At 31.2% G+C, this 23411-nt stretch carries 19 protein-coding genes; all 19 read right to left on the bottom strand.

Annotated features, from left to right (window positions below; all coding sequences use genetic code 11):
* Window positions 1–7: 7 nt before the first annotated feature.
* Entirely contained in the window at window positions 8–1021 is a 1014-nt protein-coding gene (locus CALKRO_RS05335; protein WP_013430047.1) for a radical SAM/SPASM domain-containing protein, read from the bottom strand.
* 27 nt (window positions 1022–1048) lie between these two features.
* Window positions 1049–2056: a radical SAM/SPASM domain-containing protein gene (locus CALKRO_RS05330; RefSeq protein ID WP_013430046.1), complete on the bottom strand. Its 1008-nt coding sequence runs from the start codon at window positions 2054–2056 to the stop codon at window positions 1049–1051.
* A gap of 4 nt (window positions 2057–2060) precedes the next feature.
* Entirely contained in the window at window positions 2061–3110 is a 1050-nt protein-coding gene (locus tag CALKRO_RS05325) for a radical SAM protein (protein ID WP_237699134.1), read from the bottom strand.
* Window positions 3111–3157: 47 nt separating this feature from the next.
* Window positions 3158–4303: an FkbM family methyltransferase gene (locus tag CALKRO_RS05320; RefSeq protein ID WP_013430044.1), complete on the bottom strand. Its 1146-nt coding sequence runs from the start codon at window positions 4301–4303 to the stop codon at window positions 3158–3160.
* Window positions 4290–5546 carry a glycosyltransferase family 4 protein gene (locus tag CALKRO_RS05315; protein ID WP_237699147.1) on the bottom strand — a complete coding sequence of 419 codons (1257 nt, stop codon included), beginning with the start codon at window positions 5544–5546 and terminating at the stop codon, window positions 4290–4292. Before CALKRO_RS05315 ends, CALKRO_RS05320 begins: the two co-directional genes overlap by 14 nt.
* A gap of 115 nt (window positions 5547–5661) precedes the next feature.
* Complete coding sequence (locus CALKRO_RS05310) at window positions 5662–9462, bottom strand: glycosyltransferase (protein ID WP_013430042.1); 3801 nt, start codon at window positions 9460–9462, stop codon at window positions 5662–5664.
* Between the two features lie 112 nt (window positions 9463–9574).
* The gene (locus CALKRO_RS05305) at window positions 9575–11551 is read right to left on the bottom strand and encodes a glycosyltransferase family 2 protein (protein WP_013430041.1); all 1977 of its coding nucleotides are present in this window, start codon (window positions 11549–11551) and stop codon (window positions 9575–9577) included.
* Between the two features lie 95 nt (window positions 11552–11646).
* Window positions 11647–12465 carry a flagellin N-terminal helical domain-containing protein gene (locus CALKRO_RS05300; RefSeq protein WP_013430040.1) on the bottom strand — a complete coding sequence of 273 codons (819 nt, stop codon included), beginning with the start codon at window positions 12463–12465 and terminating at the stop codon, window positions 11647–11649.
* Window positions 12466–12591: 126 nt separating this feature from the next.
* A complete protein-coding gene (locus CALKRO_RS05295) occupies window positions 12592–14685 on the bottom strand; it encodes a DEAD/DEAH box helicase (protein ID WP_013430039.1) in 2094 nt (697 codons plus the stop codon).
* Between the two features lie 8 nt (window positions 14686–14693).
* On the bottom strand, window positions 14694–15851 hold the full coding sequence (locus CALKRO_RS05290) for a BREX system ATP-binding domain-containing protein (RefSeq protein ID WP_013430038.1): 1158 nt from the start codon (window positions 15849–15851) through the stop codon (window positions 14694–14696).
* Between the two features lie 4 nt (window positions 15852–15855).
* Window positions 15856–17079 (bottom strand): BREX system ATP-binding domain-containing protein, encoded by a 1224-nt coding sequence (locus tag CALKRO_RS05285; protein ID WP_013430037.1) that lies wholly within the window; start codon window positions 17077–17079, stop codon window positions 15856–15858.
* Between the two features lies 1 nt (window position 17080).
* Entirely contained in the window at window positions 17081–18235 is a 1155-nt protein-coding gene (locus CALKRO_RS05280) for a BREX system ATP-binding domain-containing protein (RefSeq protein WP_013430036.1), read from the bottom strand.
* Between the two features lie 3 nt (window positions 18236–18238).
* Entirely contained in the window at window positions 18239–19075 is an 837-nt protein-coding gene (locus CALKRO_RS05275) for a hypothetical protein (protein WP_013430035.1), read from the bottom strand.
* A gap of 179 nt (window positions 19076–19254) precedes the next feature.
* On the bottom strand, window positions 19255–20688 hold the full coding sequence (locus CALKRO_RS05270) for an ATP-binding protein (RefSeq protein WP_013430034.1): 1434 nt from the start codon (window positions 20686–20688) through the stop codon (window positions 19255–19257).
* Between the two features lie 208 nt (window positions 20689–20896).
* Window positions 20897–21139: a carbon storage regulator CsrA gene (gene csrA, locus CALKRO_RS05265; protein ID WP_013430033.1), complete on the bottom strand. Its 243-nt coding sequence runs from the start codon at window positions 21137–21139 to the stop codon at window positions 20897–20899.
* A 12-nt stretch (window positions 21140–21151) separates the two neighbouring features.
* Window positions 21152–21610 carry a flagellar assembly protein FliW gene (gene fliW, locus CALKRO_RS05260; protein WP_013430032.1) on the bottom strand — a complete coding sequence of 153 codons (459 nt, stop codon included), beginning with the start codon at window positions 21608–21610 and terminating at the stop codon, window positions 21152–21154.
* 17 nt (window positions 21611–21627) lie between these two features.
* Entirely contained in the window at window positions 21628–22047 is a 420-nt protein-coding gene (gene hepT, locus CALKRO_RS05255) for a type VII toxin-antitoxin system HepT family RNase toxin (protein WP_013430031.1), read from the bottom strand.
* Complete coding sequence (locus CALKRO_RS05250) at window positions 22044–22421, bottom strand: DUF6470 family protein (protein WP_013430030.1); 378 nt, start codon at window positions 22419–22421, stop codon at window positions 22044–22046. Before CALKRO_RS05250 ends, hepT begins: the two co-directional genes overlap by 4 nt.
* Window positions 22422–22458: 37 nt before the next feature.
* On the bottom strand, window positions 22459–23406 hold the full coding sequence (flgL, locus tag CALKRO_RS05245; RefSeq protein WP_013430029.1) for a flagellar hook-associated protein FlgL: 948 nt from the start codon (window positions 23404–23406) through the stop codon (window positions 22459–22461).
* Between the last annotated feature and the right edge of the window lie 5 nt (window positions 23407–23411).

The raw sequence follows: 23411 nt of genomic DNA, 5'->3' as shown, positions 1-23411 counted from the left end.
TTTCATGCTATTCAAATAACTTTTTCAACTGTTCTGCATAATCATCAAGTACATCTTCCTCATAAATTCCATATTTATATGTTTTACATTTTGAACATACACTGCTTGCATTTTTAACTCCATCCAACATACTTCTTCTAAATGCTTTAAATTTTAAACCGTTCCAAATATCTAAGATAGATTCTACTGTTGCATTACCCACAATAGTCGGATACGAGAAAGAACAGCAGGGAACCACATTACCATCTGGGTTAATTTGCATCATGTAAAAAGGTTGTGGACAAATATTAGCTTCTAAGAGAGGAGTCCCATTTTGGGTCATATCTAATGTTTTTTTACCTGTTAACCTTGAATAATCTATTTCTTGCACTGCAGGAGTCAAATGTTCAATAGCAATAAAATCACATATATCACCAAAAATTTCAAAAAACTTTTTTTCTTCTTCATTTTCTAATGCACAATCAATAATTTTGATGTAAACCTTTGTACTGCCTCTATTTCTATAGAAAAACTTCAGATTTTCTACAAACTGATTAAAATCAATATCTATCCGCGCTAAGCTTTTATATTTTTCTTTAGAAACTCCTTGAATAGAAATTCTTAGTCTATCAAGCCCAGCATTTATTAAAGATAAAGACAACTCCCGATTAAGCAGCAATCCATTTGTAACTATATCAACACTCTCAGCAATATTTTTCATCTTAGCATATCTGACCATTTCGGCAATATCTTTATGAAGCAATGGCTCTCCTATACCAGCAAACCTCAGCATTTTTAATTTATTGGGAAAATTTGCTATTTCATCTATGTATTTCTTATAAATATCCATATCCATGGCTATTTTACTTGAAATATAACCATGTTGACTCTTCGGAATTGAATAAATACAATAACTGCATCTAAGATTACAAGCATAAATTGGAAATATCTGAACTAAAAAAGGGGTATCAAGTGGCAATGATTTTGCTAAAACTGTCCTCTTTCCTCCCGGCGTAGTTCCTTCGAGTATCTTAGCCTTCAATAAAAACACCTTCTTCTTAGATCATTTTTATTTGGTTAATCTTTTCAATATATTCTCAGCTTCTGAATCCAACTCATCTTCGGGATGTGCAACGTCATCTGGTGCACAACACTTAGCACATTTTTCGTTTTTTTGTCTCATATTTTTCAATTGCATTAACCAAAATTCCTTTAATTTGTTACCATTCCATATATCAAACAAAGTATCTCTATGAACATTTCCCAATACAATAGGTTTATAGATAGAATCACATGGCACCACATCACCATTAGGAAAAATTGCTAACATATAAAATGGTAACGGACATACTTTTCTTCTTATATGAGCTCTTCCATAACGATCGATAGAGTTATAAGCCTCTTCCGGATACTTAACACCGTCATAAACCGGTTTACATTTCTCTATATACATCCTATCGCTTATTTTTGAAAATATATCATAAAACTTTTCACTTTCTCCTTCTTCTAATGCTATATCCATTATCTTTACAAAAACATTGCATTGTTTTTTGTTTTCGAAAAAATACCTTATATTATTAATAAACTCATCAAAGTTTAGTTGATAATTACATATATTTTTATACTTCTCAGCGGAAAGTCCTTGAATAGAAATCCTTATAGTATCTAAGCCAGCTTCTATTAAACTTTTAGCTACCTCTTTATTTAGTAATGAGCCGTTTGTTATTATTTCAATTCTCTCAGCAATATCATTTTTCTTTGCAATTTCGACCATCTTCGAAATGTTCCTGTTAATCAAAGGTTCTCCTTGCCCAGTGAGTGATAAAAGTTTCAATTTTTGCGGGAATTTTTTTACTTGTTCTACAATCAGATTAAATGTTTCTATGTCCATATTCTGAGCTTCAAAATTATACCTCTTTTTCATTTCTTTTAACCCTAAAGAATGTGCACAGTAAATGCATTTAAAATTACAAAAAGTTGTCGGAAAAACATACAAGCTAAATGGAGTTTCCAATGGTATAACCGCAGATAGTTTAACTCTATCAAGACCGCATATTGGCTTTATTTGTGCTACCATGTAATTACATCTCCTTGGTAAAATTATTAAAGCGTTTTAAAAGTTCCCCAGCAACATCATCTAAATATTCATTGCTGTCTAAAATACATGCTATAGAAACACATCCAGAACATCCAGGAATTTTGTTCCTATTAAATTTTAGATGTTCCCTTATCAAATTGATACGTTTTTCCCCATTCCATATCCTATTTAAACTTTCAACATGTATATTTCCAATTATCAGTTCTTGAGGAAGACCATTCACAGGACATGGATACACATTTCCATCAACATCAATTTGTAACATGTAAAATATAACTGCACATACATGTCGATAACTTACCTCTTCATTATGCAGGTTGCGTGAATTGTCTGCTAACCCCTTATGGTCTCCCATAGGTGGTTGAAGAGTTATCAAATGTTCAATATATATTTGGTCGCATATATCTCCAAATAAATTATAAAATCTATTCATATCTACTTCATTATCTAAAAGTGCATCTATTATTTTTATGAAAATTGTACAGTCACCTTTATGTTCATATAAATACTTTAAATTATCATAGAACTTGCTAAAATCCAAATCTACCTTAGCTACTTCTTTATACTTTAAAGCATCAAGTCCTTGCAATGAAATCTGTATCCTTGTAACTCCAGATTCAATAAGAGCATCAGCAAGTTCTGGTGTAAGCAAAGAAGCATTTGTTAAAATATCTAATCTGTCTGCAATGTTCAATTCTTTTGCTTTTGCAATCATTCTCAGAAGTTGAGGATTCATTAACGGTTCTCCTAACCCAGAAAATACTATCCTCTTAGGTCTTTCAGGAAATTCTTTAATATCATATAGTATTTTTTCATACATTTCAAACTGCATATGTTTTATCCTATACCCTAACATCCTCCATGCCCCATTTTTATCATCTTTTGTACTATGAAGACAATAAAAACACTTAAAATTGCAATACCGAGTGGGTTCAATGAAAATAGTAAATGGTGCCGATAATGGAATAATATCAGCAAGTCTCTTGCGATTAGTATCGTAACTTGGTTTAATTTTAGCTTTCATAATTATCATCTTCCTCTCTCTTTATTAATGCAACTTATGAAATCTCAAAGTAAAAACTAACAAGTCGCATATAAGACTGTTTCCATTCCGTATAATCCATGAGTTCGCAAATAAAGTTTATAATTAGGATTAATCTTTTTTATTAAATAAGGAATCTCCCATATATGCTCAATTTTGTGATAAACACTTATGGCTAAATCAGGAGAATATTTTTTAATTATACTTTCTGCACCTATAAGAGCTTCATATTCAGCTCCTTCAATGTCCATCTTGATAAAGGTTGGGGCAAAATCTATTAATATATCATCTAATGCTACGCATTGGATGTAAACATTGCCATCTTCTGAAATTGCACTAATACTTTGCTTTCCTGCAGAAAATCTCACCAAAGCAGTTTCTCTCCAAACACCACAAGGAAATAGAAAATGTTCTTTAGCTATTGGATATTTTTTTATCTTATCTGACAATTTTTTAAAATTATCCATATCCGGTTCAAATAAAGCTATCTTGTCAAATTGCCCCACAACCTTATTTAACATATAAGCAGTATCACCATCATAAGCTCCGCAATCGACAAATCTTGAATATCCTTTTTTAAACATTATATTATTAACAAAATACTGAAGATCAGTATCCGACTTGGAAAATTTGTTCCAATTTGAGCATAAAACTGCTTCAATAAAATTGTAAAATAACTCCTGACTTCTTTTATCACTCAAATAAGAAGCTACTTCAAATATTTTTTCTTGGCATAATTTTAAAACATCATTGATACCATTTAACTTATTTTCAGATAATCCCTTCGTAATAATATAATTGTAAATCTCATGATAGTAACAAATTTTCTTATAACCTAAATTGTTAAGCCATAAAATAACACTTTTTAATTCATCATAACTGCATCTAAAAGCAACAATAATAAAAGCTCTTTCCTTATTTATGCTCTCATCATCAACATTATAGACAGGTTTATTCATACATTTCTCTATGACAGATGCTTTCCTATCCATAAACCCCACTATGTCCAAATTTAATTTTTGCAATAATTCATATGTCATTCTCCCAGCATTTCCCGCTCCATAAATAAAAATATCAGAAGAAATAATTTCATTGAAAAATCTATTTCCGTATTCACTATTGTTATATGACATAATTAAATCTTTTATTTTGCTTTGAAAGCTATTATTTTTAACAACTTTCATTGTTTTCTTCCCCCAATATTTTTGTCCACAAGGCAAGATAATCATCGTTTGGAAATTCTCTTTTATAATGGAATACTGAAGATTTATTTTTTTGTTTTAGCAGGGGGCTTGTTGACTTAATTAATCTTTTTATTTCTTCAGTCTGATTACCTATTCCAGCTTCATAGCTAATTTTAAACGCTTCATAATCCTTTCCCAAGCAAGACATAAACCATTCAGCAGGAGTCTTCCCCAAATGCTTTCTGAAATTAACAAATTTCTTTGGCTCATTCATAGCTGATTCGCAATTGCTAATAAAAGATTCCACAAAACTTTTAGATGTATATTTTTTCAAAACATATTCACGAGCCCTTTCGCCCATTTCTTTTCTTTTATCTGGATTATAAAATAAATACCTTATTGCCTGTCCATATTCTTCTACACTATTAACTAAGATTCCTGTTTCACCGTCTTTAATTATATACCTTTCTGTCAACTGATTAAGAAGAACAGGTGGAATTCCTGCTGCCATAGCTTCTATAATAGAATTTTCTGTAGTGCATGTATGGTATGGCATTAAAGGACACCCTAAAACATCAATTTCTGAAAGCATCGGCTTTACATCATCTACATATCCAGTAAACACAAATTTATCTTTCAATCCTTTTTCTTCAGCCCTCTTTTCAATATACTCCTTTGCCGGTGCATCACCAACTAAAATAAACTTAGCTTCCTTCACTTCAACAGCTGAGCAAAATTCAACAAAATTAGGATGTAATTTAGAAAAATCAACTAACCCTATATATCCTACATTAAACCCATAATGTTCTTTCCTTTCTGTATTTACAAAATCATCTAAACCCGGACATCCATATACAATACCTGTCTTCCTTTTTAAAATATCTGCAGGAATTTCTTTAAAAACCTGTGCTTCATATGATGCTTCGGTAGTGAAAATAACTCTTGTTGCTTCTAATAGAAAGTTCGGATTCAAAGCAGGAACAGTCAAATTATTTATATGTGTCCATATAATTATACGCAGTGGGATTTCAGGTAAATAATATAAAAACTTTGATGTTTTAGGATGATGCCACCAGTGAATTATAACTATATCGCTTTCAGAAAGCAAATCTTCTATTTCCGAATTATCAGGAAATATTGATACTTTAGCTCCTGCTTCAACGGCTGAATTAATAAAATTCCATTTCAGAGGTTGTTCTAATACAATTATTTTATGTTGTATTTTGTAATCAGTCAAATTCACCAGCCCTGAAATAACTCTGCCAACTCCTCCGCCCATATGAGAAGTAACATGACATATTTTAAGCACTTTTATATCATCTCTCTTTATCTTTATATAACTATTCAGAATTTATTCTTTAATAACCGACTATATTTCTGTAAAGCTTAGCGGCTTCATATACATTTGTTACACCAAACTTGCTTGCATCAATAATTAGCCTTCCGTTTTCCATAAACATTGGAACTAACGGGCTGTTAAAATAATTTTCATATCCGACAAAATATTTATTGTTCAAATAATTATCTTCATACCATTTAATCAAAGACTCGTCCCCATATCTTAAAATACACTCATATAAAATTTTTTTCTTTTCCTCCAGATTTTCATCATTGAAAAGATATTTTGTGCAGGCTTTAAAAAAGTTATTAACGTTTATTTCAAAATTATTATCATTTGCAAAAAATAACTCCTTTGCTTTTAGGGCAGCTATTAGAACTGATCCTTCCTCCCCCGCAAAATATGGTGCATTAAACTTTTCGTAAGGAACACCAATTTCATATAACTTTTTAATTTCAAACTCAAGAGTATCATATCTAACCACATTATTACCTATAAAATTGTTAAACTTAGCCAACCCGTTCACTCCAGAACTTCTATGTGAAGAACCCCCGATTGTCATAGGCATATGCACATATATGTATTTCCTCTGCAGATAAGCAAATACAATTCCTGTATACACATCAGGAGGTGGACAATAAAATATTTTACCCACTTTCTTTTTTATTCTTTCAGCTAAGTCTCTTTTAATGACAGAATTATAGTAAAACATGGGTAATACACTGTATCTCATCTCAAAATTTAAAACAGCTTTCAAAACTGACTCATCATATATACTGTATTTTATGTTACTTTTTTGAGTTGGATATGGAATAAAAAGTCCATTTCTAATGCTGTTTATGGCAACATTAGGCCATCCATATGCCACAACGTCCCAACTAATTGATAGAGGATAATCAAATTGTTTGATTAAATTCGGTAAAATTTCCAAACAATGTAATAAAAGTCCGTCATCAGAACCTAAAATTATCATGTATTCTCCGTTTGCTTTTTCGTATGCAAATTCATAGTTTTCTATCACCGCCAAATTCCCGTTAGTTCTGTAATACTTTATTTTTTCACAGTTAAGCTCTTCAACAATTCTTCTTGTATCTTCATCTTCTGGTGAACTATTATCACTTACTATTATTTCATAATTGTCATAATTTTGTTCTATACATGTTTTTAAGGTGTATTCAACAATATCTGCTGAATTTCTTGTAGGTACTATTATACTTATAAATGGTTGATTGTAAAAATTGAAATAAATATTTTTTATTTCTTCTCTTCTGATTTGCCTTTTTAAAAATTTATAAATATAAGAATCATGATTAAACGAAAACAATAGGCTCCGTTCACTTTGAGTTACTGGTTCTTCTAATAAAGTTTTTAGGTAGATATGATAAATAACTTTGAGATTATCATCATCTAACTCTCCAATTAACTTTAGCGCTGTTTTTATATCATTTATACATATAGACCCTATCACAAATATTCCTTTGAGGTTATTAGTTTTTTGCAGATATAATATTTCTTGTTTCAACTCCTCTCTCACAAACGAAGAATTAAGTATAACATTCATTAAGTCTGCAATATTGTGATTTTGAATCAAAGCTTTCAAATACAGTCTTTCAGTATAGTTAGTCTTTTTTAAATTATAAACTTCTTTTGATGCTTCCTCAAATCTTTTCCCATCCTCTAAATTTAAATAAGCTGCTTTCATAGCTTGGAATATTGGCCACTTGTATTTTTGAACAATATTATCAAGCATTTCTTTTATGTGTTTTTCTAAGCTTTCCCTTTCTTCTTCCACTATAGCTTTATCAGCTATCCTGCAAAGTAATGCTGCTCTTGCATTCCACGAATTTTCAACGAGAAAATCGTCTATAACTTCTTCTTCACATTTTAAATAAAGACATTCTTTTATTGCCTTATTGAATTCCTCGGCTGTAGTAGCAAGAAAAGTATACGGCTTATCTATTGCCGTTTCGGGCATATACGTAGTAATTACAGGCAAACCGCAAGCTAAATATTCATACTGTTTTATTGGATCACAGCTAATAACAATATTTTCATCATCCTTAAAAGGAATGATTCCTATTTGCATATATCTCAAATAATTTCTAAGCTCACTATGTTTTTTAGCACCCAAAAAGTAAAGATTATTAAATTTTTTATCTAAAATTTTCTCATCCCCAAAACCTATAACTACAAACGATTTGTCAGGATTAGCTTCAATGATATCATAAAAAAGCTCTTTATCAAACCACTTATAAATCGCTCCTACATAAACAATTCTGGGTTCAGGAATATTTCTTAGGTCTTCTGGAATATCATGGATGTTATCAATAAGAAAATCCTCTTCATTGACTGCATTTCGAGAAAGAAACACGTTTTCTCTTTTTTCGATTGCAGCTCTTTCAAGATATAATGCAAGAGAAGTAGTAGTAATTCCATCTGCTAAATCCATTAATTCCTGTTCCCAAATGCTATCCTTTTTAGTCCCCCAGAATGCATTTTCCAAATCAGTATGGTCATCCACACATTCATAAATATGAATAAAACGCCCTTTTAAAGACTTAATAACATTAACTTGATAAGGCATATAAGTAATAATGACAGGTTCTGATTCAATCTTTGTTGAATCTATTAGTTTTTGAACTACCTCAATATAATTGGTGATGATTTCTTTCCCATTGTGTTCAACTGATATAGGGACAAAAATATTTACTCCGTCAACAACAATTTTGTTATCAAACGTATATCTAACCAAATCATCCACAGTAAAATCTTTATCAGAAATATTTACTTTTACAGTTGGAGTAACATACATCACTTCATGACCAAATTTTGTTAAAGAACGAGCTATGTGATGAGGACGTTGATAAATACCGCCCCAACCGCACGAAGACAAAATTATATATCTTCTCCTTTGAGCTTGTTTAGCTACATCAAAGATATTTCTCAAGGTTTTATTGTTGCCGTATAAATTTTCCAACTTATTTTTTAAATCCTTATCTTTAGCATATCTGCACGATAGTCCATAGTATACAGCTGCATCACTTTTAATGCCTTTTTTTTCTAAATATGTTGCATAATCATAATACAAATATTGCAAGTCTTTATATATCCGCCCTATCTCATTATCATTTTTAGCTTTATCTAAACCCTTTTTATAATAATATTCAGAAAGTTTATATTCGCATTTGATTTTATATAATAGTCCCATATAATAATTTAAACTAAAATCGTCTGCATGTTTATGAAGTCCCTCCATCAAAATTTTTTCTGCCTCATCAAGATTTCCTTTTTTAATTGCAATTAATCCTTTTATGATATATTCATCTTTATCTTCAAGTGCATTTTTATTTTCTTCTGCCATTTTTTCAGCTTCCGTTATTTTACCTTCCTCAATTAATTTCATTACATCATTTTTAATTTTTTGGATAGAAGATTTAATCTCATTAATCAAATTCAATATTTGTTCATCTCTTTCTCCCACACTTTCTAAATATCTAAGTGCTAACCTCTTTTCACCTAATAAGCTTAAGAAATATCCTAAATTGTATAAAGTGTCAAGATGTTGACTATTGATGTCATATGAAGCTTTCAAAAAAGGAATAATATAATCATACAATCCCTCGTTAAAACAATAAACGGCTAAATCATTCAGTACTTTATCCTTAGCATTTATTTTTTCTGTTAGAACTATTTTAATTATCTCTTCCGCCCTTATAGAGAATTTCTTTATTAATTCAACTATATCTTTTAAAGAATTTACCACATTTATCTCCCTATCAATATTGAATAATAATTTCTTGATCTCTTTTATAATATCCATATATATTCCTCCATTTAAGCGATACTCAAAAAATACAGTTTAATAGCTGCCGTTGAACGACATTTCTTTCGTTAAACCAGATAAAATATAATCCTCAAATTATTCTTGTCATTTATATGTATTTGGAACTGTTTTCTATAAGCCAATTAAAATCTATTCCCGTATAGGTTTCACAAAATTTATCTATTATAAAATCTACTTTTTGAGTTAGAGAAAGAGCTGAATAAAGCTCATATAACAATATGTAAGTAGGAACATATGAAGAATTAATCGCTAATGCTGCTTCAGCCAAATTAATTGCTTCATGATATTCATGTGCTCTTTTAAGATGGTCTGCTAAAATATATAAGATTCTATAATCTAAATAACCTTCTCTTACAATGTGTATCATTAGTTCTATTGCCTTCAATTTGTCATAAGTTTCATATAAGTATAGAGCTGTTTCAGCTGTTACTTTTAAATCCTTGTAATATTTCAGATTATTAATGATGCTCTCTATTAAATCCCTTTGATTACATTTTTTTAATGCTGTAATTACATTTTTTATGGAATTACTCTCTAATCGATTGATAAACTTTTTGTTTATTAATGTATCTATCACAGAAATTGATTTATTATTTTTAAACATTTCACTAATACTTGAAATATTACCGAGTTTTAAAAAAGCAATATAATAGAAAAACTTAAATTCCTCATTTTCTGTGTTGCTATCATCTTTAATTCTACTTGCAGCAAGTTCTATTGCTTCATTCCATTTCCCTTTTCTCAGAAACATTATACATTTAAAATACTCCTTCAACTGATTATTGGATAAACTTTCAATAAGTTCTTCTATCTCATTATCTGTCCTATTTTCTAAATAGGTATGTATCAAAACAGCTTTATCAATGTCACTCAAATATTCCCTATCCAATAACCTTGAGATTTCATCATATTTATACAAGCTAACTAAAACTTGTGCTAAATTAGCAAACAAAAAATGAATATCAGATTGCTCTTTTGCAACCTCATAAAACAAATTAAGCACTTCTTTATATTTTTTTAGTCTTTCATAGCATTCAGCTTTTAAAATTTTAAATTCTTTTTCTCCTAAACCAATTACAGAATTAATGTTAAATATATGAATATCTTTGTCATTCTCCCCTCCTTTTTTAATTAATTGAATCAGTTCATCAATCTTTTTTATACAAATCAAAAACAAGTTCTGATAGTAATACCACAAAATTTCTAAAAAATAATAGTCAAAATTGCCTACATTTGCAAAAAACCTCTTTGCAGTTATAATGATATCATACGCTTCCTTATATTTACCTAACTGCAGATAAGTTAGTATTAAAAACTTTAAATATCTACTTGCACTTAAATTAAAAACCGAAAATTGTTCTTTAATACGTAGTAAATGGAACAATGCCTTTTCATAGTCTCCTAATCTGTAATACTCCACTGCAATATTTAAATTTTGAAAGAAGTCGTTTGGATTTTTTTCTAAATATCTCTTCAAAATTGAAATATTTCTTTTTGATTTTTGTCTTTTATTAGCAATAAAACTTATATATCCTAAATGAATTATCCTTATATCACTTATAACTGTAATAGGTGGACGATTTTCTTCTATATTAAATAAATTTTCATGAATGGGATATACAAATCTTAAAGACTTTTTATTTTTAAAAATTCTATAATTAGAATGAATCTCTCCTGTCACTGAGCAATATACATCTTGATAATTCAATATTTTTGTTAAAATAGCTTCTGTATTATCAGCACACTTTGAGATAGTTTCCAGCATTTTATTTTTATCTTCTGGATGAAGTCTTTCATCTGCATCTAAGAAAATAATCCAGTCTGTATTTACATATTCTAATGCTAAATTTTTTACTTTTGAAAAATCATCCTCCCATACAGTTTCTATCACTTTGGCACCATATCTAAACGCAATTTCTTTTGTAGAATCGGTCGAACCTGTATCAACTAAAATAATTTCATCCACAACGTCAATAACACTTTCTATACACCCACCAATAAAATTTTCTTCATTTTTTGTAATCACACAAAGAGCAAGAGAAAAATCTTTATCTTTTTTAATCATTTCAAATTTCATTCTCCTTCTTTAAATTGAAAGAGGAAGAGAAAAAACATTCTCTTCCTCTTCTTTCACGCCAAAACATAAAATTTCTTTTCGATTTATCGCAATAATTGTAATACTGCTTGAGGCAACTGATTAGCTTGTGCAAGCATTGCAGTTGCTGCTTGCATTAGAATATTATTCTTTGTAAATGCCATCATCTCTTTTGCCATGTCAACATCTCTAATTCTGCTTTCTGCTGCTGTCAAATTTTCAGAAGATACTCCTAAATTGTTGATTGTATGTTCTAACCTGTTTTGATAAGCACCAAGTTTTGCTCTTACTCCTGAAATATATTGGATAGCACTATCAATTGTGGAAATAGCTGCATTTGCTGATGCTTGCGTAGAAATACTAATTCCACTTAATCCCAATGCACTAGCTTGAGTATCAGATATTGTTAATGTTATATTTTGATTAATATTAGCACCTATATGGAATACTAAACCTGTTGTTGCAACTGTTCCATCCAATAATGCTTTCGTGTTAAATTGAGTTGTAGTTGCTATACGATCAATTTCTTTTACCAATTGATCAACTTCAGATTGGAGTGCTTGCCTATCTGCATCAGTATTTGTATCGTTTGCTGCTTGAACTGCAAGTTCTCTCATTCTCTGTAAAATTGAATGTGTCTCATTTAAAGCACCCTCTGCTGTCTGAATCAAAGAAATACCATCCTGTGCATTTCGAATAGCTTGATTTAAACCTCTAATTTGTCCTCTCATCTTTTCTGAAATTGCTAAACCTGCTGCATCATCGCCTGCTCTATTGATTCTCATACCAGATGAAAGTTTTTCAAGTGACTTTGCCAAAGCATCATTATTAATAGTCAACCTGTTATAAGTGTTTAAAGCTTGAACATTGTTATTAATACGCATACCAAAACACCCTCCCTGAACTTAATTTTTTAGCTTCACGTCCCTGTGAAGCTTTATTTTGTTTTCATTAAGATTATCGGTAAGATGGTTTTATGAATTTAGGGGGTATGGGAAAAATTTTTGAATTTAATGTATTAATTTTGCAAGGTACATTTCTAATTGTGTATGAGTGACATTTTGAAATTCAGCTTTTTTAAATAGTTTTATTTCATTTTCCAAATTTATAATCCTAACTATTTCTTTTAGCCTGATTTTCATTGGAAGCAGTTTGTTGTGAGGATTGATTTTTAAAGCTTTTTCTATCCATTCAATATCTTTTTCTATAAATTCAATCATTGAATAATAGTTTAGATCTTTCAAAGATGAAATAACTTTATTACAATAACTTTTATTAAATTGCACTAAAAACGGATTAACAGCTTCAATAGCCTTTAAATCTAACATCCTTATTAATAACTTTATAAAAAACTCCCTTTGTGTTGATCCTAAATGAAAGACATAAACCATATTATCTCTAATAATATAAGGAAAAACTTTATCTTCTAATCCCAAATATGTCCTTATTGCATAAGGCTGCGTATTAAAAAATATAGTTTCATATGGTGCATAACTTAAAAGACCACCATCTAACTTCTCAGATGAATTTTTCACAATTAAACTGTTTCCTTGAATATCTATTATCTCTTTGTTTTGACCTGTAATTTTAATCCTTTTGTTTTGAAAATCTTGGACATTTGTTGCTAAAACCTTATTCTTTTCAAGATCATAAATTGACATTCCGCTTGCAAATCTAATTGTTGAATGAATTTGTCCGTTTGAAAACTTATCAAACCAATCATTCTTTACAGTTAGCTTGCCATCATCCGCTTCTTTGAGCTGGCTGCTTAAAATTAGATTGTTTATAATGTCATTTGCAACTGATAAGTCTTCAAAATAATATTTTAAACAAGATTCTATTAAGCTTTTTAGTGCATCTTTGCTTCGTTTAAAATCTTTTGACTGAAATATGTATGAGATTATCTGCTGGATAATAACATGAAAAATATTCCCCACTGCTGTATTTAAAAGAATTCCATTTTGTGCACAAAGGAGCATAGCTTTTTGAATTAGTCTTTGAGTATCATTTTCAGCACATAAAAGGACCTCTATTCTCTCATTTTTTCTGTTCCCACGCCCAATTCTTTGAAGAAAGCTATTCATATCAAGCGGCGGTTCTGCCAAAACAACCAAATCAATTGAGCCAATATCAATTCCTATTTCAAAGGTAGAAGATGAAACTGCTATAACCCTTTCATGCCTTTTTAAAATTTCTTCAGTTTCTTCTCTTTCAGACTTTGCTAAACTGCCATGATGAGATACAATTTGGTAGTTTGAATCTTTTAAAATACTTCTGAGCTCTGCTACTAAAGCATCAACTTTATTTCTTGAATTACAAAAAATTAGAATTTTCTTAAACCTGTTTTGAAAATCAATGCTGCAAAAATACTTGAATATTGTCTCATCAATTGAAACAATTTCATCTGATATTAGATTTATTTCTCTTTTCCCTTCAGCTTTTATTATTTCACCATCAGGAATATAATACTTTAATATCTTTTCAGGTTCCTTCATTGTTGCACTCATTCCAATAATCTGAATCTTTTCATCATCACACCACTTTTCTTTAAAAGCTTGAGCTTTTAGCCTTCTTAACCTTTCAAGTAGCCATCTTACTTGCTCACCTCTTGAGCTACCATATAAAAGATGCACCTCATCTAAAATAACCGCATAAACACAAGATAAAATATGCCCAAAACCATTTTTAAGTTTTCCTCTACACATCATACTGTCAAATGACTCTGGTGTTGTAATTAGTATATTCGGAATTGTTTTAAATTCGGCTTGATAATCCCCTGTTTTTCTTAAAATATTAATATCATAATAGATAAGCCGTGAAATAAGCCTTTCATAGATATCGTTAACTAGTGCTCTTGTTGGACAAATGTATAAAATTGTCCAGACCTTGAACCTTGACTTTAACCTCTCAATCAAGGGTGCACATGCAGCTTCTGTTTTGCCACTTGCAGTAGGTGAGCATATTAAAATATCTTTTCCCTCAAGTATTTTGGGAATTGCCTTTCTTTGAACATCTTTTAGTCTACCATAGCTTCCAAAAAACATATCCCATGTTGAAGAAAGCTGATTCTTAATATTTAGATCTTCTAAATAGCCATTATCCATATTTCTTATCACCTTCTTATGCCTGGTGGTCCATACTGCAAATCCAGTAGTGTCAAATACCATTTTATAATCGAACGAATCTGCCTGCTCTCACTGTTAGGAAGTTTACTTTCTATGAGTTTTGTTAGATTTTCTCCTGTGCTTAAGCTAAACTCAGACCACAATTGATAAGTCTCACAGTAAAGGACATGCAGCTTTTTTAAAAGCTCTATTTTTTGAGATTCACTCCACTTTGTCACCTCAAACATATTTTCAGGTGTTTTTGAAATATATCTTGTGATGTCTGGATCACCCTTTTCGCCACCTTGATTTATTGCTGAAAATATTATACAAAGTGGAGCTCTTGGAATATTCAACCCGCCACTTAAATATCGTCCAATTACGTACAACATGTCTTGAACCATTTTATAATTGCTTGGATTTTTTATTCTTTCCACCTCATACTCGTCTATTGTAACCATAAGGCCTTTATAACCTGCAGCAACTACTAAAGTGGCAATCCCTGCTAATGCCTCAATAAAATTAAAATATCGTTCATCTACTTTTCTACTAATAAGAGTTTTCAGTTTTAAATTTGAATATCCAGAATATCTCAAAGCACTTGATAGCATTTCATTTACATCAGTTGCACTTACCTCATCACTGCATGTAAGAAGTGATTCTATAAAATAAGAATATTCATCTAATAAACCCACCTCAGCTAAAGCTGTTATAACATTTAGGTATTTTTGGATTGTTTCAAATCTTTTTAGTTTTTCAAAGCTGCCGTTTTTCAATAGCAATGCCTTTAAAAAAAGACTTACTAACGGGTAGTCTGAATATATATCATTGTCTTGAATACTTAAAAATAATATGTTCAATAGTTTTGATGGATTAGAAAGGCTTATGCCTTCTCCATCAACTTCCACTTTAAATGTAAAAAACCCTTCTTTTCGTGCTATATATCTCATAACAGATAGGGTGTGACTTTTTCCACAGCCATATTCTCCACAAACTTGAAATCCAACAGGCAAAAAAGACTCGCATTTTCTCAGTATCTTTTCTGTAACATCTTTGATCTGATCAAAACCTATTGTAAGCTGGTCTATGTAATACTCTGGCACCAATCCAAATCTAAGTGATTCTATAACCCTTAATTTTTTAAATGTGGTATCTTCTCTCATCATGTTTTTAAACCTCATCTTCGTATATGTTTTGTGTATATATTTTTCCTAAATTACCATAATTAATCTCTCTTTCTTCAAGAATTTCTAACAAATATGTGCAAACAGCCTTTGTTATTTCACGCTTGTTTGAGCTCGAAACACCTCTTTTTATAATTTCACCTGATATCTCGTCAGCCTTTTTTAGTATCTCATCTTTTGAAATGTTAATTTGGTCTTTGAAAGTCTCATAAAATACATCTGAAATCTTCATAGCAATTTTCTTTGACAAATCAATAGAATCAAGTCGTGTAAGGTTAATAACTGGGGCTAAAACATTTCCACTAAAAAAATCCTTCTCATACGGACTTGAAAGCCTTTGCTGCAATGCTGGGTATTTATTCATTTCTTCATAAACATCATTTGTCATAGCATATACAATTAGGGCAGAGGCATCTTTTAAGTTGACAATAGCATCTAATAAAGAACGCAGTGTTGAAAAAATCTTGGCAAGTTTTTTTCTATCAACATTAAAACTCTGTTCAGCCTCATCAAAACCCACAATTATTCCTCTATAACCAATATAATAAACAAACTGGAAAAGAGAAAAAAGCATATCCTCTGCACGCTTATTTTGAGCTGATTTTGTCACTTTGGATATACCCAATTCTCTACAAAGTTTACTGTCTGAAATATTGCCTAATAAATAATCACAGCACGAATCAAAGGTTGAAATATCCCCGTTGAGGTAGGAAATTATTGCTAATTTTATAACCTTCCCGAATTCTCGTGATTTAAAGCTACCATCATTGATATCTCTTAAAAATTTTTCTTTCAAATACTGAGAATTTTTAGTATCGTTTATTATATTGTCAAGTGTATATCTTAAAAACTCACTTAAACCCTCATTCTGCTGTAATGGTGCTTTCATATTCCGTACAACTTCACTATAAATCAGTAGTTTATCAGAAAAATCAATATCCCGATTTAGAGCAATTTCGGAAGTAACACAGTTTTCATCTCTTGCAATTTCCATTAAATGGCGCAAAAAATGTGTTTTTCCTGACCCATATGGACCTACAACAAATTTTTGTGCGCAAATGTTTCGGCCAAAATGCTCATAAAAGTATTTTTGTCTAATTGCCTCAAACACATTCTCATATCCCACACCAAAATATTTACATCCTTCAGCTGGTGCTGTTCCGTGTTGTGCCATAGTATATAATGCTCTTAAAAATAAGTTCTTATCCAATTTATCTCATCCTTTCTAATATCATAGTAGCAATAGTCTTTGCCAGCTCTCGTTTATAACCTGAACCTACATTTCTTCTTAGTACCATTATGCAACTGTTTATGACTTCTTTCTTAAAATCATCATTTAATATGCCAAAATTTTGAGCCAATCTTAAATAAGCCTCAACCATTTTAACCATAAAAAGCTTATGGTCTTCGCTCAATGTGTTAACAAAGTCAACTTTCTGAAGCGGAAGGCGCCAACCTACGCATTTATTTTCACCTTGAACTATCTGCAAGCGCTGAGCCAGAGCCTCGTACCTATTTGCAACTTGGGAAATAAAGTCAGGCAAAACCGAAAATACTATCAAAACCCCTTCCAAAGCACCACTTGAACAGCCATCAATTAATCGGCGCATAAGGTTTGCTGCAAGCTGGCTACGCCTTGAAATTCTTTCTCCAAAACCCGAAAGCATTCTTTCATTTTCATCAAACAACAATACAACTCCTTTAAACCCCAAAATATGTAAAGATGATAAAACTGTTTTTAAAACATTCTCTGCGTTAGACTTACTCAAGCTTGCCTTTACATTATAAATCCCCACGCTTTTAAAGGTTTGAACATTGACTTTTCGACCAACCAAATACTCTTTTACAACTTCCCATGCCTCATTGTTCAAATTCTTTTTGTTAAGAGCAAGCAAAATGGCATTTTTAAAACTTGCTGATGGCAATTTTGCTGACTTTAAAATCTCCTTTTGCCTGTCATCTACCAATCTTTCACCTGCAAACGTTAGAATCTCTGGCAGTGATTTGTATGTTATCCCTTCATGCCTGTATTCGACGTTTTCCAAGATGTACTCAACCACCAGCTTCCAATCAGTCAATGAAACAGCACTGTCCAAAGTTGTAAATGCAACCAGCATGTCTTTCGATAAAGCTTTTTTGTAAATTAGATTTAAAAGATGAGTTTTCCCAGCACCATATGCACCTTCAATAAATTTACATGTTGCTCCGTCTTTTGCAATAAGATTCTCAATCACTTCGTTCTCAAAATAGTTCATGTAATCTTGATTCCCAACATCAATCAAATCTGCAATCTCAACATCATCTATCCCATGCTGGGAAATCCTTTCGAGTGAAGACAATATACTATCCTTGCTCATCATTTGCATTTTTTAAACACCTTCTTTTGTTTCATACACATAGCACATTATCTTGTAATCATCATCAGGATTAAGCCCGTTTACATACATACCCTTACCCTGCATTGTTTCTTGCATACTGCCAGTTTGCAAGGCAAGCCGTTTGTTTTTAGGTATCTCATCCCATATGCTTCTGTAGATATCTAAATTATACAAAAACGCCCATTTAGGAAACTCTGTATACTTTGTTATCTTAGCATCAGGTTTGTTTTTTTCTAAATATCTTCTTATTTGAAGTAGTCTAACTTCTGTATAAAAATCGAAAATACTCACAACATCCCTGCCACTTTTAAATCTTGCATATTTATATGCATCCCAGAATATATCTATAAGTTCATCCTTAGGCATAAGGAATTGAAATAGTAACTTTTCTGCCTCTTCTATCAAAGATTTAATATCTTCTTTTGAATTTACCCTAGTCCAACCAATGATTGTTTGATTATTATAAGAAATGCTAACAGTTGATGATTGAGGTTTAGTCTTTAACTGGATACTTTTTATTCTCCAACCATCACTGCACTCTCTTAGAGGAACTCCTTTTTCTTTTAGTTCCATGATCAATTCAGATTCAATTAGTTTAAAGTTGTAAGACATTTTTTCCTTTTCTTTGGCAATTATGTCTTTTGCTCTGGTTATAATATCATTCAGTGTTTCAAAAACACTGCTAAGATTTGACGCGCTAACTACAAATTTTTCTAACTTTTCTAAAACATCTTTGTCATTTGGTTTTATCTCTGTTATTTTGTTGAATACCTTTAAAGCATCTTTGAGCTCTTTTATAACAACTTCAAGTTCTGAAGTTTGTTTCATTTTTAATCTGCCCCCATCTTTAGTGTTTTTACAAAATTAATTACTTTTAATTTATTTATACCACCTTGGTTCTACTTTAATTAAGATAAAAGCAATTTTTTTGATATAAGATTTTGCCAAATATAAAAAGTTATCAGCAAAAATAGCTGCTGGTAACCTCTAAAAAACATATTTTTAAATTATCTTTTTCCCAGCAAATACATAAATACAAACGCAGGAATCTTTATTATTGGAACCTTTGCAGAAAGCTCAAGCTTCCCATAATCTTCTGCTCTCTTTGTAATAAGCACTGCTGAGATTATATCTTTTTCTTTTTGGCACATCTCCACAATTGCATCACTCTCAGGAAGTGTGCTATCTTCTCTAAACTTCACCTCAATTAGGCTCTTACCATTTGGAAACTGGGCAACTATATCAATTTCTTTTTGATTATCAGTCGGTTTTCTAAAATAGCCTATCTTTACATTCTCTTCACTGTAGAAGCTGTATATATGCTTAAAAACTGCTGCTTCAACTGTAATTCCAAGTTCTTTGCTATTGGTGAAGAGATTATCTATCATTAAAACTGCATTTCTAATAGCTGGGTCAGATATATATATTTTCGGTTTTGCTTTTAAAACTTTTTTACCGCCCAATTCAATTGGAAGGCTCCTATAAATCAAATTTGCATTTTCGAGCAAGTGAATATAATTTTCTATTGTGGTAACTGATACATTCTCAATTTGTTTGCTGATGGTTGAAATATTTATTACACTTGAAGAGTTGAAACACAAGTACAAGAAAACTTTCTCTAATACTGTCAAGTTTCTAACATTAAATAGTGAAGGAATATCTCTTTTGATGACCTTATCTACCACATCTTCTCTTAAAATTCTCTGAATTAAAAACCAATCTTCTGAAAATACAAATTCAGGGAATCCCCCAACCATCAAGTATCTGTTGAAATATTTTTGTAAAGGCATGAGCAAAAAGACAAGTTCAGAAATCTGATGATCATTAAAATTTGAAAGCTCTCTAAAATCTAAATTTGGTAAATTCTTAGGTCTTTCTTCAACACCAAGTATTTCACAAAATTCATAAAATGAAAGAGTTGGAACTGAAACGACTGTCCAGCGACCAACACCACTTTCCTTTACTCCTTCAATAAGTTTAGGTGAAGCAGAACCTGTTGCAACTACCTTCCATTTTGGCCTCAGGTCATAATATACTTTTAGCCATCTGTCCCAATCGCTTGCGTATTGAATTTCATCCAAAAATACATAAGCTTCCTTTGATTGATTGATGTTTAGCTCATAAAGACTCAAAATTTGATCAAATGAACAGAGTTTAAACAGAGGATGATCAAAAGAAACATATAGTATCTTTTTTGGATTAACTTTATCTTTTAAAAGCGACTCTATTATTTGGTATAATATAGTTGTTTTACCTACGCGACGTGCACCCGAAAGTATGATATATCTTCTGATAGTTGGATGATTTAGCAAACTGAAAACTCTATAGTATGCCATTCTCTTTACAGGTTTAGATAAATCTTGTGGAAAATACCCTTCTCTCCACCAGGGATTATAAGAGTATAAAATTCTTAATATGTTTTCTGAGCTTGTAATGGTCAATCTTTTCACCTCCTAATTTAATATTATAACACATACTTTTAACTTTTAGCTCAAAAATATAAAGTATACTTTAAATTTTTAATCTAATTTTATAAAATATACTTTAAATTTTTGAGTCTACCCTAATTAAAATTATCCCCAAAAATAAAAAGGCAGGTTTTGTTCCTGCCTTTAAGTAAGCCCTTCCAACTTCTTGTTTCTTGCAATTTTATACTTGCTCGTCGGACAAAATCTCTTTTAAATCTTTAATTTTGCTGAGTCTCTTTCTTCCCTGCAACGCTTCAACGTTTTCATTTTTGACCTCTTGAAGTAGCTCATATCTCAAAACCTTGATATTTTTTGGAGCCTCTATTCCAAGTTTTACACAGTCTTTTTCTACACTGATGACTTTTATTATTATATCATCTCCAATTAAAATTTGGTCGCCTTCTTTTCGCGAAAGAACAAGCATCTTTTATATACCTCATTTCTGCTCATCTGAATTCAAATTTTCAAAAAGGTAATATCGAAGTGGATATCTTTCATCATCTAAAAGATACTGTATTCCCTTTCTCTTGTGCACATTTATAATAATTGGAGCTTTTAAGTTTACTCTTGTTTGCTTTACATCTTCTGGAATTACAACAATACAAAAAACTGCAACATCGCTTTCTGATTCTATCTCAAGCTTTTTTAAAACTTCCTCACCTATATCAAATTCATAGTCAGGTTTTATGTCAAATGGATTAATGATGACAAATGCAATGTCTTTATCTTCGATTGACTGTAGCCACAAAAAGGGACTGTCTTCTTCTTTGACAATTACAAATTTTTTTAAATTCTCAAATGCAGGAATTCCATCTTCAAAGGTTATTATATTCTCCTCATTTACTTCAAGCTCTCCAAATACTCTTGATTGGACTACTGACTTTTGGACTACCATTTTTTATACTCCCTTTTTTATAGTTTTAAATAATCCACAATTTCCTTAAGAACATTCTTAATTTCATCTAAACCATTCTTCAAAATGTCATATATAACATTTAAATCTAATTGGGTATATTCATAAACAATTGTATTTCTCAAATCAATCATTTTCTTTATAAAGACAGAAGAATCATCCGAAATAACCTTCTCGGTAGCTAAAATTTCAGGAATATCTTCAAAATTCTCAGGTACTTTAAATTGTTTTTCAGCAATTATGCGATTGCACAGGCTTATTAGATTTTGAGCAATCAAAAATAAATTGTAAGCAACTACATCTTGAATATTACTAATATCTTTAAAATTTTCAAATGTAATACTTTTAAATCTCTCTATTCTTTTCATTCTAAACATTATTTTGCTTATCTTATCTATTATAACCTCTCTTCCGTTCATACCCTCACATCAACCTTACCCATCTCAAAATCTATATACACCTTGCCACCTTCAAAGTAAATTTGCGGGCGGCTTTTTGGGATGACATCTACGTTATAGCCATACTCAGGAAATGCTTCTTCTATGCATATGTCAATTATAGGCTGACCACCATCTTCAATTCTGGCAAGTCTGTTGCCATTTTCTGCTGTCTTTTCTATATACCTTAAAACCTGCTCATAACCTCTTTGAGCAGAACTACGCACAAGGTAGTCTGTTGAACCAAGGTTTACCTCTTCCCAGCACCTGTCTTGATTTATTCTAACTTTTATATGCTCCTGAGAAAGTTTTACCTTTACAAACTCCTGGTGAATTTGAATCCTTGCTATTTGCATTTTTAGCACTTCCTCAAGCTTTTTTGTTAAAGACTATTTAAAACCTCAAGAAATCCAAAAGTGTTGGTGGTAGAATCTGTGCACCTGTCTGAAGTGCTGCCCTGTAAACATTTTCTGCGGTTTTTAGCTGCATTATAATCTCTGCCATGTCAACATCCTCGTTGTTTGATAGCAAAGTAGTAAAGTTCACATTGTCGTCACTGAGCCTATTTTTAATAAGCTCAAGCCTGTTCTGAAGAGCACCCACATCTCCACGCTGTGCAACAACATTGTCAATGTGTCTGTCAATATCGCTCAAAAGAGAATTTACTGAAGTTGCATCCCCGCTTTCAAGTGCATTTATAAGATTATCCAAAACTTTGAATAAATTGCCTTTATTTTCATCAGTTTCACCTTGAATATAAAAAACCTGGTTGGCTGTCTTATTAATGCTAATATAATTCGCTTTCATAAGTTCAAACTGAATAATATTTTTACCAGTCGACAAATCAATAGGATACCCTCCAGTTGAATCAAAACTATTTGTATCTGAAAAAGAACCATCAGAATTTATCGGTGCTGTGTCTGTTTTAAAACCAGAGAAGATATACCTTCCTGCATAGTTTGTATTCCCAACTTGAATTATATGCTGTTTTATTTGAGCAACCTCTTTTGCAATCTGAGCCATATCTTCTTTTGTGTTTGTTCCGTTTGCACCACGCACAGCAAGCTCTCTAACTCTCTGAAGACTTTCATTGATATCCGCAAGAGCACTTTCTGTTGTGTCAACCCACGATATTGCATCATCCACATTTTTCTGAAGCTGTTCTATTTCTGAAACGTCAGTTCGCAGTCTCAATGACCTTGCAGTAATCACCGGGTTATCTGACGGATAACGGATTTTCTTACCTGTTGCCATTTTATACTGAATGTCGTCTAACCTGCTTAGGTTTTTGTTTAGATTTATCAAAAAGTTGTTGACCATCATATTGTTTGTAATTCTCACGAAAG

This window comes from Caldicellulosiruptor kronotskyensis 2002 (assembly GCF_000166775.1).
In the GTDB taxonomy this organism is placed as follows: Bacteria; Bacillota; Thermoanaerobacteria; order Caldicellulosiruptorales; family Caldicellulosiruptoraceae; genus Caldicellulosiruptor; species Caldicellulosiruptor kronotskyensis.
The sequence above is the reverse complement of the archived record's forward strand: the minus strand, read 5'-3'. Positions and strand labels throughout refer to the sequence as shown.